A 14,634-nucleotide genomic window follows, 5' to 3' on the forward strand; every position below is an offset into this window, starting at 1 on the left:
GGCGGGGGCCGTTAGACGGATAGGCTGACACCTACAGCGACCGGCTTTCATCGACGCTCGATCGGTGTTGGTCGCATCTTGCTTCGCGCTCAGAAATTCCCCACCCATTGTCGAACATTACCAACGTCCGCGCACAGGGGAGACGATGATGCGCCTGCTTTTGACTGCCGCCCTACTGGCCTCGACCGCCACCGTTCCCGCTTTCGCGCATGACGCAGCTCCCGCTTCCGCGGCGGCATCGAAACCCGTCCCCAAGGAAGACTTGCTGAAGCCGCCTGCCGACGCGGCGCACTATGTCGTCGTGTCCGAAGCCGGCAAACATGGCGACCAGTGGCGCTGGCAGCTTCCCGACGGCCGCACCGCCTATCGCTGGTCGCAGGAACTGCGCGGCTGGATCACCGAGATGGATCAGGTCACGACCTTCGCGCCCGGTGGGACAATCGCCGCGACCACCGTGCGCGGTGTCACCATGTCTGGCGACGCTGCGGAGGAATATCGCGTGGCGGACGGCCGCGCGAGCTGGAAGACCGCAACCGATAGCGGCGAAGCACCCGCCGGCGGCTGGTACATTCCCGCAGGCGGCGTTGGCATCGCCAGCGCTCCTCTGATTGATGCGCTCGCGGCCGCGGGCGACGCGGGGATCGATTTCCTGCCCAGCGGCAAAGGACGCATGACCTTTGGCCCGACGCAGGTGATCCAGGGCCCGACCGGTCCCAAGACCGTCCAGCTTGCTTTCGTCAGCGGCATTTTACCGTCGCCCTATCTGGTCTGGCTCGACGAGAATAGGCGCTATTTTGCCGACATCAGTTTCATCTCGGTCATTCCCGCGGGATATGAAGGCGCGCTCAAACAACTGCGCGACACGCAGGAAAAGGCAACGGCCGAAGCTGTTGCGGGGGTCGCGAAACGATTCCTGACCCCCGCCGCCAAGGCCCCCGTTTTGTTCGACAATGTCCGGCTGTTCGACGCCGACAAGGGGGAATTTCTGACAGGCCGCGCCGTGCTGGCGCAGGATGGCAAGATTGCCGCGATCGGCCCCGCAGGATCGCTGAAGGCGCCGGCGGGTGCGCAGCGGATCGACGGCAGCGGCAAGACGCTGGTGCCGGGCATCTGGGACAGCCACCTGCATATCGGCGACGACTGGGATGTGCTGTCGAACATGGCGAACGGCATCACCAGCTTCCGCAGCCCGGGAACGACCTTCGACCGCGCGGTCGATGCGACAAAGCGCCGCGCTGACGGCACCCTGTTGATGGGCGAGCCCTTCATCTCGGTCATCGTCGACAAAAAGGATCCGCTGGCAGCGCAAGGGTCTGAAGTCGTCAGCAGCGCCGAAGAAGCGATCGCCGCCGTGCGACGCGTCAAGGATGCTGGTCTGTGGGGCGTCAAATTCTACACCTCGATGAACCCGGCTTGGATCGCGCCCGCCGCCGCCGAGGCGCACAAGCTCGGCCTTCACGTCCACGGCCATGTCCCGGCGGGCATGAAGCCGAGCGAGGCGGTCGCGGCGGGTTATGACGAACTCACCCATCTTAATTTCGTCGTGATGGAATCCATGCCGCGTGAGGTGATCGACAAGGCGAACACGCGGATGCGGATGGAGGGGCCGGCACGCTTCTTCAAGGATGTCGATCTCGACGCCCCGCTGATGAAGGGCTTCGTCGCCGACCTGGCGAAGAAACACACCATCGTCGATCCGACGATCGTCATCTTCGAAGGCATGCTGACGCAGGACGGCGGCAAAGCCCAGCCCGCTTACGCCCCCTATATGGGCATCATCTCGCCCGTCATCGAACGCTCGGTCTTTACCTCCGCCGGTTATCCACTGGTCGAGGGGCTGACGCGCGACGATTATCGCAAAAGCTATGCGAAGATGGTCGATCTGGTTGGCCGGCTGCACAAGGCGGGCGTGCCGATCGTCGCGGGCACCGACGGCTGGGGCATCGAATTGGTCCGCGAACTGGAAATCTACCGCCAGGCCGGCTTCACCCCTGCCGAGGCGATTCAGAGCGCGACGATCATCCCTGCCCGCATCGTCGGCGCCGACAAGCGCACGGGATCGATCGCGGTGGGCAAAGAGGCCGATATGGTGCTGGTCGACGGCGACCCCTCGACCGACCTTGGCGCACTCCGCCGCGTCGTGACGGTGGTCAGCGACGGCTATGTCATGGACGCCGACGCGCTACGCAAGGCGGCGGGGTATAGCGGTCGGCCAAAATAAAGAGCAGGCCGTCCGTACGCCCCCCGGCGAGATCGGGGGGCGTCCCGCCTACCGGCAATATTGGTGTAGCGTTGGGGTGATGTTCGGACGCTAGCGTTGCCTAAGTGCACCTTGGCGAAAGCTCGGGCGCACCTCTCTATCGACAACTTGCGGTCGGTTCCCCGTTCGTCATCCCGGGCTTGACCCGGGATCCCGCTTTTTCGACACACTCACCGACTTCGACTTCGAACGGGCCGCCTCCGGTCGAAGCCGTGGCTAAATCAAAAACATCATCGCCGCGGTAAAGAAGATTGCGAAGCTTTGAAGAAACAGGCGGAAATCATTGTTCGAAAAGATCGTCGCCGGTTCGCGGTGCGCGGCAAGCGCCGTCCGCAATTCACTCTGCCAGTCCGCGGGTGCATTCAACCGCGCAATGACCAACCGGCGCGCACCATATTCGCGAACGCGCGTTCGAATATTGATATGATTGTCCGAGTCCATGAACCCAAAGCTAGGGCGATGTTAACGAGTCGATAAGGTTAAAAGAGTGTTAACGCGGCGGCGTCCCGCACTGGCACGCTTTTTCGCGCGTGCTTTAACGTGTCGACATGGGACGCACGCGAAGCTGCCGTGCATCCTTCGCGCCAGCTTGAAAGGGCTTGCAGCGCGCGGGTTTCATGCGCGGGCCAAGGCATAAGCGCACTTCGTCGAGCCATCCTTGTCGGTCGATAGAGACCGCGATCATTGGGGCGCTCACGCCCGGATTAACCGCGGCAAAGGCGCGGCGGATGCTTGCCGCTGTCTGCGGCCTTGCAGCGAGCGCTTTCATGTCGGGAAATCGCACCGCGCGGAACAATAGTTCGGCCGAACGAAAATAGGCGGCAGGATTCGGGCTCATGCATGTCCCATGCTTTGCCCACTCGTGCTGGAGGAGCTGCGCCGAAGGCGTCATGCACATATGCTGTCTCAACACCGGCTGGGGCACGATCTTCGCCGGGCGGCACCACTGCGGATACCCCGGATTGTCGGTTTCAGGCCATAAGCCGTGCAATACCCAGCCGAAACGCCCGTTCGCGCCCGAACATTGGAAACGGTCGCGCGCGTCCTTTGGATTGCGTACGTCGGCGCAATGCTGCGGCGACCAGCTCATGGCGAGCAGATAGCCGGTGATCGCCGGCTTGCGGACGGGCTCGCCGCGTTTCGGCTGTTCGAGGCGCGGCACCGCTATCCGGTCGGGGGCCGAGCACGCCAGCGATTGCGCCTGCCCCGCGACCGGCACTAACGCCAGCGCAGCGGCGCTAAGCCAGCGCAAAGTCGAGCCCGATATCCGCTGCCGGCGCAGACTGGGTCAGCCGCCCGACCGACACATAAGTCACCCCCGTCTCACCGATCGCGCCGATCGTGTCGAGCCGGACACCGCCCGACGCCTCGGTGGGCACCTTGCCCCCGACCAGATTGACGCATTCGCGCAATTCCGCGACGTCCATATTGTCGAGCAGCAGGTGCGTCGCACCGGCGGCGAGCGCAGGTTCGACCTGCGCGACGCGGTCCACTTCGACAATGATATCCGCGATCCCCGCCGCGACCGCGCGCCGCACCGCTTCCTCGACCGACCCGGCGACCGCGACATGATTGTCCTTGATCATCGCCGCGTCCCACAGGCCCATGCGGTGATTCTTCGCCCCGCCCATGCGCGTCGCATATTTCTCGAGCACCCGCAGGCCCGGGATCGTCTTGCGCGTGTCGAGCAGGGTCGCGCCGGTTCCGGCAAGCGCGTCGACATATTGCCGCGTCATGGTCGCGATCCCCGACAGATGCTGCACCGTATTGAGCGCGGACCGTTCGGCGGTCAGCATCGCGCGTGCATTGCCCGACAGGCGCATCAGATCGCTGCCGACGGCAACTTCGGACCCTTCTGCGACCAATATTTCGATCTCCATGGCCGGTTCGAGCGCACGAAAGAATCGCTCGGCGATCGGCAATCCCGCGACGGTGATCGCGTCGCGGCTGTCCATCACTCCGCCGAAACGCGCGTCGGCAGGAATCGTGGCCATCGAGGTGATGTCGCCCCCCGCCCCCAAATCCTCGGCCAGAGTGGAGCGGACAAAGGCATCGAGGTCGAAATCGGGGAGCGTGAACTGGGTCATGAACCCGCGATAATCTGCCTGCCCAGCAAATCAACTTGACGTTTACGTCAACTGGCGCTGACATGCACGCTACGCGGCACTTTAGCCAACATCGGAGAGGTCCTCATGCAATCCCCCATCTGCGCGATGCTCGACATCCAATTCCCCCTGCTCGCCTTCTCGCACTGCCGCGACGTCGTCGTTGCCGTCTCGAAAGCGGGCGGCATGGGCGTATTTGGCGCCGCTTCGCTGCCGCCCGAGCGGTTGGAGGAGGAACTCGCGTGGATCGATGCGCATATCGGCGGCCGTCCCTATGGCGTCGACCTGATCGTACCCAACAGCTTTGCGGGCAAGGGAGAAGTCCAGCGCGAGGCACCGGCGATCCCCGACGAACATAAGGCGTTCGTCGCGGGCCTGCTGGAAAAGCACGGCGTCGACAACGACGATCTCGCGTCGCCGGGCGCGGCGCGCACCAGCCTCGGCGATAATATGAGCGACGATGGCGCCGCGGCGCTGCTCGAAGTCGCCTTTCGACACCCGATCAAGATGATCGCCAACGCGCTCGGCGTCCCTCCACAGTTGATGCTCGATCTTGGCAAGCGACATGATGTCCCGGTTGCGGCGCTCGTCGGCACCCGCGATCATGCGCTGGCGCAAGTCCGCGCGGGGGTCGACATCCTTGTCGTCGCTGGCGGCGAAGCTGGCGGCCATTGCGGCGAAGTCGCGACGATGGTGCTCGTCCCCGAAGTCGCTGCGGCGGTCGAAGCGGTCGGGGCGAACACCCCGATCCTGGCCGCCGGTGGCATCGTCACGGGGCGCCAGATGGCGGCCGCGATGGCGATGGGCGCGCACGGCGCGTGGACCGGTTCGGTCTGGCTGACGACGGCCGAGGCGGAAACCAACCCGATTGTGAAGGAAAAGATGCTCGCCGCGTCTTCGCGCGACACGGTGCGGTCGAAAAGCCGCACGGGAAAGCCGTCGCGCCAGCTCCGCTCGCCCTGGACCGATGCATGGGAGGCCGAAGGCGCGCCCAAACCATTGCCGATGCCGCTGCAATCGCTGGTCAGCGAACCCGCGCTACGCAAGGTCGATAAATTGTCCGAGGGCGGCCACGAAGGCGCCAAGGCGCTCGCAACCTACTGGGTCGGCCAGGGCGTCGGACTGATGAATGAAGCGATGGGCGCCGGACAGGTCGTACAGGAATTCAAGGAGGACTGGATCGCCGCGTGCGAGCGGCTGAACGGTTTCATCGGCGACTAGCATCACTGAACCCCCGCGAAGGCGGGGGCCCAGAGCCATCGGCGCTAACGTCGTTCGAGAACGCTCTGTATCCCCGCCTTCGCGGGGACGCAGGTCAGGAAACGGTCGCCTTGACGATCTTGCCGGGTTCGCGCGGCGGCTCGCCCTTGGGCAGCGCGTCGACATTTTCCATGCCTTCGATCACTTCGCCCCAAACAGTATATTGCTTGTCGAGGAAGCGCGCGTCGTCGAAGCAGATGAAGAACTGGCTGTTCGCGCTGTTCGGGTTCTGCGCACGGGCCATCGAGCAGACGCCGCGGACGTGCGGTTCGCCGCTGAATTCCTGCGGCAGATCGGGCAGATCGCTGCCGCCCATGCCGGTGCCCGTCGGGTCGCCGCCCTGCGCCATGAAGCCCGGGATGACGCGGTGGAACACGACGCCGTCGTAGAAACCGTCCTTTGCGAGGCCGGTGATGCGCTCGACATGCTGCGGAGCAAGGTCGGGGCGGAGGCGGATGACGACATCGCCGGTCGACAGCGAAAGGGTGAGAGTGTCGGACATGGTAGAACTCCTGCAGTCTATGTTGGCGGTCCCATAGCCGCGCGAGCCGGCAAAGCCACGCATTAAATCTCGAAAAGGCGTTCGCGGCGTTGCCTTCGGCGGGCGGCGGCACTAGGGCAAGGCTCGGGCGCCGCAAGAGACCAGGGAGGACCGCGCGATGGACAAACGCGAAGATTCCCTGCCGCCGGAAGATGTTGTCATCACCGACGACCGCGATCGCGAACAGACGCCGCGCGAAGCCGAGACCGAACTCGACGAAGACGACCGGCTGAAGCCAGAGTTCGTTCGCGACGTGATCGAATTGGCCGAAGCCGGCGAAGGCGAAGCCGCACGCGAGCGCGTCGGCCGCCTGCACCCCGCCGACATCGCCGACCTTTTCGAGCTTGCGCGAACTGACGAGCGGCCGATGCTGGCCGCGGTCCTCGGCGACATGCTCTCCGCTGACGTGCTGGCGGAGATGAACGATTATGTCCGCGAGGAGCTGATCGACCTCCTCGCGCCCGAGCAGGTCGCCGAACTCGCATCCGAACTCGACACCGACGACGCCGTCGCGATCATCGAGGACATGGAGGAGGACGAACAGCAAGCCGTCCTCCAGGCGATGGAACCCGAAGATCGCGCCGCGATCGAGGACGCCCTTTCCTTCCCCGAAGAATCCGCCGGGCGTTTGATGCAGCGCGACCTCGTCGCGGTGCCCGAACATGTCACCGTCGGGGACGTAATCGACCGGCTGCGCGAAGACGCCGACCTCGCCAGCGATTTCTGGGAAATTTTCGTCGTCGATCCGATGCACAGGCCGGTCGGCACGTGCCAGTTGAGCTGGATCCTCCGCACGCCGCGGGACATCGCGATCAGCGATGTGATGAAGCGCGAACAAACGTTGATCCCGGTCGATATGGACCAGGAAGAAGTTGCGTTGCGTTTCCAGAAATATGCGCTGATTTCCGCGGCGGTCGTCGACAAGAGCGGACGGCTCGTCGGCATGATCACGGTCGACGACATCGTCCACATCATTCAGGAAGAGGCTGGCGAGGACATATTGCGCCTGTCGGGCGCCGGCGACGGCGACATCAACGAGCCGATCCGCGAAACATATAGCGCGCGCGTCCGCTGGCTGATCGCCAACCTCGGCACTGCGCTGCTGGCTTCATCGATCGTCGGATTTTTCGGCGGTGCTATCGAGCATATGGTCGCGCTCGCCGCGCTGATGCCGATCGTCGCGGGTGTCGGGGGCAACGCCGGGACGCAAACGCTTGCGGTCACGGTGCGCGCGCTCGCCATGAACCAGCTCACCGATTCAAATAGCTGGCGCGCGATCTGGCGCGAAATGAAGATCGCGCTGCTCAACGGCGGGACGATCGCGTTGATCGCGGGAACCGCGACCGCGCTGTGGTTCGGCAATCCAGAGCTCGGCATGGTGATCGCTGCGGCGATGATCGTGAATATCTTTGTGGCCGGCGTGGCGGGCGTCGCTATCCCGCTGCTGCTCGACCGGCTCGATCAGGATCCTGCCGTCGCGAGCTCGATTTTCGTTACGATGACAACCGATTCCATGGGCTTTCTGGCCTTCCTCGGCCTCGCAGTGCTCAGCGGATTGACGACACTCTGAGGGCAAGCCTCTGAAATCCAAGCGATTCAAAAATTTTCGAAAAAAAGTTCATCGGCGCGATTTTTTTCGGGAACTTATTCGATGCATCGGTCGTTTCCCCTTCGAGCAGCGGTCATCGCCCCCCCGCAGCGCTGCTCAGCAACATTGGCCCGGCCCGCATTCCCTCCCCCCCCTCGAAGCGTGCCGGGCCATTTTGCACAAAAATCCTGAGAGGTAGAAAAATGACGAGCTTCCGTGCAATCCTTCTCGCCCTGATGGCAAGCTTTCTGGTCACTGGTTGCAACACGGTGAAGGGTGCTGGCCGCGACATCGAGTCGGTCGGTCAGGCTGGCAGCGACGCCATCAACTGATCTTAGTAATTTACCCTAAGCCTCTTCGAGAGGCTCGACAGGCGCCTCTTCGGCGCCTGTTTTGCGTCGGCGCTGGGTGAACCAGATCGCCAACAGCGACATTTCGTACAGAAACACCAAGGGCACGGCGAGCAATAGCTGGCTCAGGATATCGGGCGGCGTAAAGACCGCGGCGATCGCGAAGGCGGCGACAATCATATAACGGCGCGCCGAAACGAGCTGTTCGCGCGTTACCAGCCCCGACCGCTCGAGCAGCATGAGAAGGATCGGCAGCAGGAAGGCGATGCCGAACGCCATGATGAACTGCATCGTGAAGCTTAGATAATTGCCGACCGACGGCAGGGCTTCCTGTGTGATGCCGCCGACGTTGCCCTGATATCCAAGCAGGAATTTGAGCGCGATCGGGATGGTGATGAAATAAGCAAAGCTGGCACCGATCGCGAACAGGATCGGGGTCGCGAGCAGGAAGGGGAGCAGCGCGCGCTTTTCCTGTTTGAACAGCCCCGGCGCGACGAATTTCCATAGCTGGTTCGCGATCACCGGGAAGGCGATCATCATCGCCGCAAATAGCGCGACCTTGATCTCGACGAAAAATGCCTCGAATAGCTGCGTATAGATCAGCTTGCCCTGCCCCGCGCGGACGAGCGGCTGGACGAGGATGCCGAAAATCGGCTTGGCGTAATAGAGGCACACGCCAAAGGCCAGGCCGATCGCGAGCAGCGACTTCAGCAAGCGCGAACGCAGTTCGATCAGATGATCGAGCAGCGGCATCTTGCCGCCGGCGCCATCCTCGTCGGACCCAGTCTCCCCAGTCACGGTAGCGGGCCGTCCTTTGGCGGTACTATATGGGTTTCTGGCGGATTGGCGGCTGCGGCCTCATCGATCGCGGATTCGGTCGGCGCTTCGCTGTTCGCCGGTTCGGTTGGCGTCGTCGAAGGAGTTGCCGGTGACGCGTTTATGTCGTCGATCCGCGGAAATTCGCGCATGATCGCCTCATTCTGTTCGCGCCACTGCTTTTCAAGCTCTTCAAGTTCGGCTTCGCGCATCATCGTATCGAGGCCCGAACGGAAATGCCGCGCCATGCCGCGCGCCTTCCCCATCCATTTGCCGACAAAGCGCATCGCCTTGGGCAAATCCTTCGGGCCGATAACCACCAGGGCCACCACCACGACGAGCAGCAGCTCGGTGGGCGCAACATCGAACATCGCTTAAATTCCCCGCCGGCGACTGGCGATCAGAGCTTGTCGTGCTCGGCCGTCGGCGTCGGCATCGGCGTGGCGTCGGGTGCGCGTTGACCCTCGATATGCTTGGGTGCAGGGGTCGGCGCGTCGTCTTCCGACATGCCCTTCTTGAAGCTTTTGATGCCCTTGGCGACATCGCCCATCATGTCCGAAAAACGGCCCTTGCCGAACAGCAGCAGGACGAGAATCCCGACCACGAGCCAGTGCCAGATGCTGAAGCTACCCATCTCAAATTCTCCTTGAAGGGCCCATCTAGGCCTCTTCGCCGTCTTTTACTAGGTCCAGTTCGCCCATCGCTTCCTCGAAAGCGAGATCGACTGGGTCGAGCAGTCCCGCCGCGCGCAAATCCTCGATTCCCGGCAGGTCCTTGCGGCTCGTGAGGCCGAAATGTTGCAGGAACGCGTCGGTCGTCTTGTATATCAGCGGCCGCCCGGGAACCTCTCGGCGCCCTGCCGGCGCGATCCATTCGGCTTCCATCAGCACGTCGAGCGTACCCTTCGACGTTTGCACGCCGCGGATCGCTTCGATTTCGGCCCGGCTGACGGGCTCGTGATAGGCGACGATGGCCAACACTTCGGCGGCGGCGCGCGACAGTTTGCGCGGGTCGTCGCGTTCGCGGCGAAGCAGATGCGCCAGATCGGCCGGCGTCTGGAAATGCCAGTGGCCGCCCCGCTCGACGAGTTCGATCCCGCTTCCGGCATGACGCGCAGCGATCGTCTGAATGATCGCGCGAACCTCGCCCGGGGTCATTTCGTCGCCGAGCCGCCCCGCGACCTGGCGTGCGTCGAGCGGTTCGTCGCTAGCGAACAGCATCGCCTCTATGGCACGTTCCAGATCGTCGATTGGAGTCATGAAGATGCGGCCTTCAGATAGAGGGGTTCGAATGCACCGTCCTGCCTGAGGTCGACGCGGCCCTGACGTGCCAGTTCGAGTGCGGCGACGAAGCTGGACGCGATCGCCGAGCGGCGGAGCGGCCCGTCATAATCCGCTGGCAGAAAATCGGAGAGCTCGGCCCAGTCGAGCTTTACGCCGAGCAGGCGCTGAAGATGATGGAGCGCGGCGTCGAGCGTGACGACCGGGCGCCGCGAGACCATATGCACGACGGGTTCGGAGCGCAGCTTGACCTGTCCATAGGCCGAAAGAAGATCATAAAGGCTGGCGTCCCAGCGTCGCACCCTGATGTCGCGCAGTCCCTCTGGCTTCGAGCGCAGGAAAACGTCGCGGCCTATCCGGTCGCGCGCAAGCAGCCGCGCCGCCGCATCGCGCATCGCCGCGAGCCGTTGCAGGCGCAGTTGAAGACGCAGTGCGAGTTCATCGGGCGATGGGTCCTCTAGCGGGTCCTTGGGGAGCAACAGCGCCGATTTAAGATAGGCGAGCCAGGCAGCCATCACGAGATAATCGGCCGCAACCTCAAGCTTCAGCTCACGCGCCTCTGCGATGAAGGTCAGATATTGCTCGACGAGTGCGAGGATCGAAATCTGCTTGAGATCGACCTTCTGACCGCGCGCGAGCGTCAGCAGCAGATCGAGCGGTCCTTCCCAGCTTTCGAACGAAAGCTGGAGCGCGTCTTCACGCTCGGGCGCTGCCGGTACGATCTCGAAATCGAGCGGCAGTTCGTCCATCGGCGATCAGGCCGTCGCCAGCAGCGCGTCGCGCTGATCGACGAGCGTCGCGAACTCGCGGCCGTCGCTGTCACCCGAAATCCGGTCCATCGCGCCTTCGAGGCGCGCGCGCGACACGGTGCTGATCGGGTCGAGCGCATTCGCGATCCCCACCATATCGTCCATTTTCGCCCAGCAGTTGAGCGCGATGTCGCAACCCGCGGCGATCGCATTTGCGGCGCGAGAGGGAACGTCGCCCGATAGCGCCTTCATGTCGAGATCGTCGGTCATCAACAGCCCGTGAAATCCGATCCGCTGGCGAATGACGCTATCGATAACCACCGGCGACAGCGTCGCGGGTCGATCGGGATCCCAGGCCTCGAAGATGACATGACAGGTCATCGCCATTGCCGCATCGCGCAGCGCCGCAAAAGGTGCCAGATCGGTCTGCAGATCGCGGTCGGCCGCGGTGACCGTCGGCAAAGCTTCGTGCGTATCGAGCAGCGCGCGGCCATGGCCGGGGATATGCTTCACGATGCCTACTACACCGCCCGCCTGCAATCCGCCAAGGATCGCTCGGCCAAGCGCGGCAACACGCATCGGCTCGCTGCCAAGTGCTCGGTCGCCGATCACATCGCTCGCGCCGGGCTGGCGTACGTCGAGCAGGGGCAGGCAGTCGACGGTGATGCCGACCTCCGACAACATGGCAGCAAGCGCCATTGCGTTCAGCCGCGCAGCCTCGATCGCGCTCGCGGGTGCCCGGTCATAGAGGGCGTCGAACGCTGCGCCGCTTGGGAAAAGTGGCCATTCCGGCGTTCGCATGCGCGCCACGCGCCCACCCTCTTGGTCGATAAGGATCGGCAGATTGGCCCGTCCGTCAATATCGCGAAGCTCGTCGGTCAGGCGCCGTAACTGCTCACGATTTTCGATATTGCGCCCGAACAATATGTAGCCCGTGGGTTCGCTGTCGCGAAAGAAGGCGCGTTCATCATCGGTGAGGGTCAGGCCCGAAAGGCCGAAAATTGCCGGTATCATCGTGCATCAAACTCCATCGATCGCCGCCCCCTCAGACGATGACCAAGCTGCGATCATGCCATGGCGACGGATTTGCACCAACAGAGTCTGCGGCCAAACGGGCCGAATCAGCGAACGACGACGCAATTTTCACCGGCAACGCGCAATTTTCCGCACAAATTCGAAGCGTTGGCTGCGGTTCCTGCCGAAACGCGCAGGCGATAGACCGTGCCATCGCCGATTTTAGCAGGCGAAACCGATTTGTTGAGTTCCGCTAGATAGGCAAAGCGCTTCGAAAGGTTCGTCCACGCCTTCGCTGCCGCAGCGTCGCTGCTAAACGCCCCAAGCTGGATCACCGCTCCACCGGTCGCCACAGGTTTGGCTTCGCCATCGGGCGTTTTTGGCGCCGCTGCCGCCACTTTCGCCTTGTCCGCCGGGCCAGCCTTTGCAGCGCTCGCCTTGGCAGCGGCAGCCTTATCTGCGGCGACCTTCTTGGCCGCAGCCTCGCGTTCCTCGGGCGTCACCGCGGGTTCTTCAGGCATGCGCGTCGGGTCGACCTTGCCGGCAGGCTCGGCGCCTTCGCTGGCCGAGAAGCTCGCATCGCCCTCGCCTTCGAACGTCTTGGCGCCATCGGTCTTGGGCGCGACCTTATAGTCTCCCTGCTGCGCCGCGATCAGTTCACCCTTGCCGCGCGCGCCGCCATTTTGAACCCACCACAGGCCGCCGAGAACCACGCCGATTAGCAGCAAGCCTCCGAGCACCATCACGAGCAAGCGCGCGGGCGAAACTTCGCCATCTTCTTCGAACCCGTCAGCGGCTTCAAGCCAGGGCAGCCGATCCTCGTCCTCAAGGCCGAGCCCAGCGTCGCCCTGCTCCGCATTCTTGTCCCCGGCCATCAGTTCATCTCCTCGATCGCCTCTACCCCCATCAGGGACAGCCCGTTGCGGATAACCTGCCCGATTCCATCGGCCAAATAAAGGCGCGTCGCGGTCAATTCCGGGTCATTGTCCAGAACGATCCGAAGGCCCGCGTCGTCGTTGCCGAGGTTGTACCAAGCATGGAAGGCCGCGGCGACGTCGGCAAGGTAGAAAGCAATCCGGTGCGGTTCACGCGCCGATGCCGCGGCTTCGACGGTCCGCGGAAATTGCGCGAGCAGTTTGATCAGCCCCAGTTCATGCTCGTTAAGCCGCCCAGGTGCCGGGGTAGGCAGCTCGATCCCGGCGTCGGCGGCTTTCTTGCGCAGTCGCGCGATACGGGCGTTGGCATATTGCAGATACCACACGGGATTGTCGCGCGATGCCTCGACTACCTTGGCAAAGTCGAAATCCATTTGGGCATCGGCTTTCCGCGTCAACATCGTGAAGCGGACCGCGTCTTTGCCAACCTCGTCGACGACATCGGCCAGCGTCACGAAATTGCCCGCGCGCTTCGACATCTTGAACGGTTCGCCATTTTTTAGCAGCCGCACCATCTGCACAAGTTTGACGTCGAAACGCGTTTTGCCGCCCGTGAGCGCTGCCACCGCGGCCTTGATCCGCTTGACGGTCCCCGCATGGTCTGCGCCCCAGATATCGATCAGTTCGTCGGCGTTCTGGCTTTTCTGGAAATGATAAGCGAGGTCGGCGCCGAAATAGGTCCAGCTACCGTCCGACTTCTTGATCGGGCGGTCCTGATCGTCGCCGAATTGTGTCGAACGGAACAGCGGCAGTTCGACCGGCTCCCAATCTTCGGGCGTCTCGCCCTTCGGCGCTTCAAGCTGGCCGTCATAGACGAGGTCATGGTCGCGCAGCCATTTCTCTGCGGCGGCCGGCTTGCCCTCGGCCTGCAGCTCGGCTTCGGACGAGAAAAGATCGTGATGAATGCCAAGCTTCGCGAGGTCCGCGCGGATCATGTCCATCATCGCACTGACCGCTTCGGCGCGGAATAGTCCGAGCCAGGCGCTTTCGGGCGCATCGACGAACCGGTCGCCATATTCGGCGGCAAGTTTGTCGCCGACGGGCATCAGATAGTCGCCGGGATAGAGCCCCTCGGGGATGGCGCCGATGTCTTCGCCAAGCGCCTCGCGGTAACGCATGTGGACCGACCGGGCGAGGACATCGACCTGCGCGCCTGCATCGTTGACATAATATTCGCGGATCACTTCGTGCCCGGCATATTCTAGCAGCGCGGCGAGCGCGTCGCCGACGACGGCGCCGCGGCAGTGGCCGACGTGCATCGGGCCAGTTGGGTTCGCCGAGACATATTCGACATTGACGCGACGCCCCTGCCCCATCGCCGAGCGGCCATAATCGCCGCCCTCGCTGAAAATCAGCGCGAGTTCGTCGCGCCAGCTGTCGCTGGCAACGCGCAAGTTGATGAAGCCGGGGCCGGCGACACTCGCCTCTGTCACTTCGTCCAGCGTGCCAAGTTCGGCGACGAGGAGATCCGCGAGCGCGCGCGGGTTCATACCTGCGGGCTTCGCGAGTACCATCGCGGCGTTCGTGGCGACGTCGCCATGTGCGGGATCACGCGGAGGCTCGACGCTTATGGCCGAACGGTCGAGCCCCGAAGGGAGTGCGTCGCGGGCGACCAGCGCATCGAGCGCGGTGCCGATATGGTCGGAAAAGCGGCTGAACAGAGTCACGGGGCTTGGCCTATCTTCGATCGGAAGGACTTGCGCGCGCCCTATAACAGGTGGGCGGGCGCGAAAAGC

The 14,634-nt window shown here is 63.5% G+C and carries 16 protein-coding genes; 4 read left to right on the plus strand and 12 right to left on the minus strand.

Annotated features, from left to right (window positions below; genetic code table 11):
- Positions 1 to 148: 148 nt before the first annotated feature.
- On the plus strand, positions 149 to 2,221 hold the full coding sequence (locus SC1_RS09995; protein ID WP_238586647.1) for an amidohydrolase family protein: 2,073 nt from the start codon (positions 149 to 151) through the stop codon (positions 2,219 to 2,221).
- 255 nt (positions 2,222 to 2,476) lie between these two features.
- On the opposite strand, the gene SC1_RS10000 is transcribed toward SC1_RS09995, so the two are convergent.
- The 3 genes from SC1_RS10000 to nadC form a co-directional block, all read right to left on the minus strand.
- Positions 2,477 to 2,701, minus strand: a complete 225-nt coding sequence (locus tag SC1_RS10000; RefSeq protein WP_062180848.1) for a hypothetical protein — start codon at positions 2,699 to 2,701, stop codon at positions 2,477 to 2,479.
- A gap of 94 nt (positions 2,702 to 2,795) precedes the next feature.
- Positions 2,796 to 3,512 (minus strand): ribonuclease T(2), encoded by a 717-nt coding sequence (locus SC1_RS10005; RefSeq protein WP_062180851.1) that lies wholly within the window; start codon positions 3,510 to 3,512, stop codon positions 2,796 to 2,798.
- The gene (gene nadC, locus SC1_RS10010) at positions 3,499 to 4,347 is read right to left on the minus strand and encodes a carboxylating nicotinate-nucleotide diphosphorylase (protein ID WP_062180854.1); all 849 of its coding nucleotides are present in this window, start codon (positions 4,345 to 4,347) and stop codon (positions 3,499 to 3,501) included. Before nadC ends, SC1_RS10005 begins: the two co-directional genes overlap by 14 nt.
- 105 nt (positions 4,348 to 4,452) lie before the next feature.
- Here nadC and SC1_RS10015 point away from each other — a divergent pair, with 105 nt between their 5' ends.
- Positions 4,453 to 5,586, plus strand: coding sequence for a nitronate monooxygenase family protein (locus tag SC1_RS10015; RefSeq protein ID WP_062180857.1), 1,134 nt, complete (start codon positions 4,453 to 4,455; stop codon positions 5,584 to 5,586).
- Between the two features lie 94 nt (positions 5,587 to 5,680).
- Here the strand turns inward: SC1_RS10015 and SC1_RS10020 are convergent, their stop codons facing one another.
- Positions 5,681 to 6,127: a peptidylprolyl isomerase gene (locus tag SC1_RS10020; RefSeq protein WP_062180859.1), complete on the minus strand. Its 447-nt coding sequence runs from the start codon at positions 6,125 to 6,127 to the stop codon at positions 5,681 to 5,683.
- A 157-nt stretch (positions 6,128 to 6,284) separates the two neighbouring features.
- On the opposite strand from SC1_RS10020, the gene mgtE reads away from it, so the two are divergent.
- Both mgtE and SC1_RS10030 read left to right on the plus strand, forming a co-directional pair.
- On the plus strand, positions 6,285 to 7,736 hold the full coding sequence (gene mgtE / locus SC1_RS10025; protein ID WP_152682358.1) for a magnesium transporter: 1,452 nt from the start codon (positions 6,285 to 6,287) through the stop codon (positions 7,734 to 7,736).
- Between the two features lie 221 nt (positions 7,737 to 7,957).
- Complete coding sequence (locus tag SC1_RS10030) at positions 7,958 to 8,086, plus strand: entericidin A/B family lipoprotein (RefSeq protein ID WP_062180862.1); 129 nt, start codon at positions 7,958 to 7,960, stop codon at positions 8,084 to 8,086.
- Between the two features lie 15 nt (positions 8,087 to 8,101).
- On the opposite strand, the gene tatC is transcribed toward SC1_RS10030, so the two are convergent.
- The 8 genes from tatC to argS form a co-directional block, all read right to left on the minus strand.
- Complete coding sequence (tatC, locus tag SC1_RS10035; RefSeq protein ID WP_062183913.1) at positions 8,102 to 8,857, minus strand: twin-arginine translocase subunit TatC; 756 nt, start codon at positions 8,855 to 8,857, stop codon at positions 8,102 to 8,104.
- Positions 8,858 to 8,898: 41 nt separating this feature from the next.
- The gene (gene tatB / locus SC1_RS22650; protein ID WP_062180865.1) at positions 8,899 to 9,291 is read right to left on the minus strand and encodes a Sec-independent protein translocase protein TatB; all 393 of its coding nucleotides are present in this window, start codon (positions 9,289 to 9,291) and stop codon (positions 8,899 to 8,901) included.
- 29 nt (positions 9,292 to 9,320) lie between these two features.
- Positions 9,321 to 9,554 carry a twin-arginine translocase TatA/TatE family subunit gene (locus tag SC1_RS10045; RefSeq protein ID WP_062180870.1) on the minus strand — a complete coding sequence of 78 codons (234 nt, stop codon included), beginning with the start codon at positions 9,552 to 9,554 and terminating at the stop codon, positions 9,321 to 9,323.
- A gap of 25 nt (positions 9,555 to 9,579) precedes the next feature.
- Positions 9,580 to 10,179: an SMC-Scp complex subunit ScpB gene (gene scpB, locus SC1_RS10050; RefSeq protein ID WP_062180873.1), complete on the minus strand. Its 600-nt coding sequence runs from the start codon at positions 10,177 to 10,179 to the stop codon at positions 9,580 to 9,582.
- Positions 10,176 to 10,949: a ScpA family protein gene (locus SC1_RS10055; protein ID WP_062180877.1), complete on the minus strand. Its 774-nt coding sequence runs from the start codon at positions 10,947 to 10,949 to the stop codon at positions 10,176 to 10,178. The genes scpB and SC1_RS10055 overlap by 4 nt, the downstream gene beginning before the upstream one ends.
- 6 nt (positions 10,950 to 10,955) lie before the next feature.
- Positions 10,956 to 11,963 (minus strand): beta-N-acetylhexosaminidase, encoded by a 1,008-nt coding sequence (gene nagZ, locus SC1_RS10060; RefSeq protein WP_062180880.1) that lies wholly within the window; start codon positions 11,961 to 11,963, stop codon positions 10,956 to 10,958.
- Between the two features lie 107 nt (positions 11,964 to 12,070).
- Complete coding sequence (locus SC1_RS10065) at positions 12,071 to 12,838, minus strand: SPOR domain-containing protein (protein WP_062180883.1); 768 nt, start codon at positions 12,836 to 12,838, stop codon at positions 12,071 to 12,073.
- The gene (argS, locus tag SC1_RS10070) at positions 12,838 to 14,565 is read right to left on the minus strand and encodes an arginine--tRNA ligase (RefSeq protein ID WP_062180887.1); all 1,728 of its coding nucleotides are present in this window, start codon (positions 14,563 to 14,565) and stop codon (positions 12,838 to 12,840) included. Before argS ends, SC1_RS10065 begins: the two co-directional genes overlap by 1 nt.
- Positions 14,566 to 14,634 lie beyond the last annotated feature (69 nt).

It is taken from the genome of Sphingopyxis sp. C-1 (assembly GCF_001047015.1).
Taxonomy (GTDB): Bacteria; Pseudomonadota; Alphaproteobacteria; order Sphingomonadales; family Sphingomonadaceae; genus Sphingopyxis.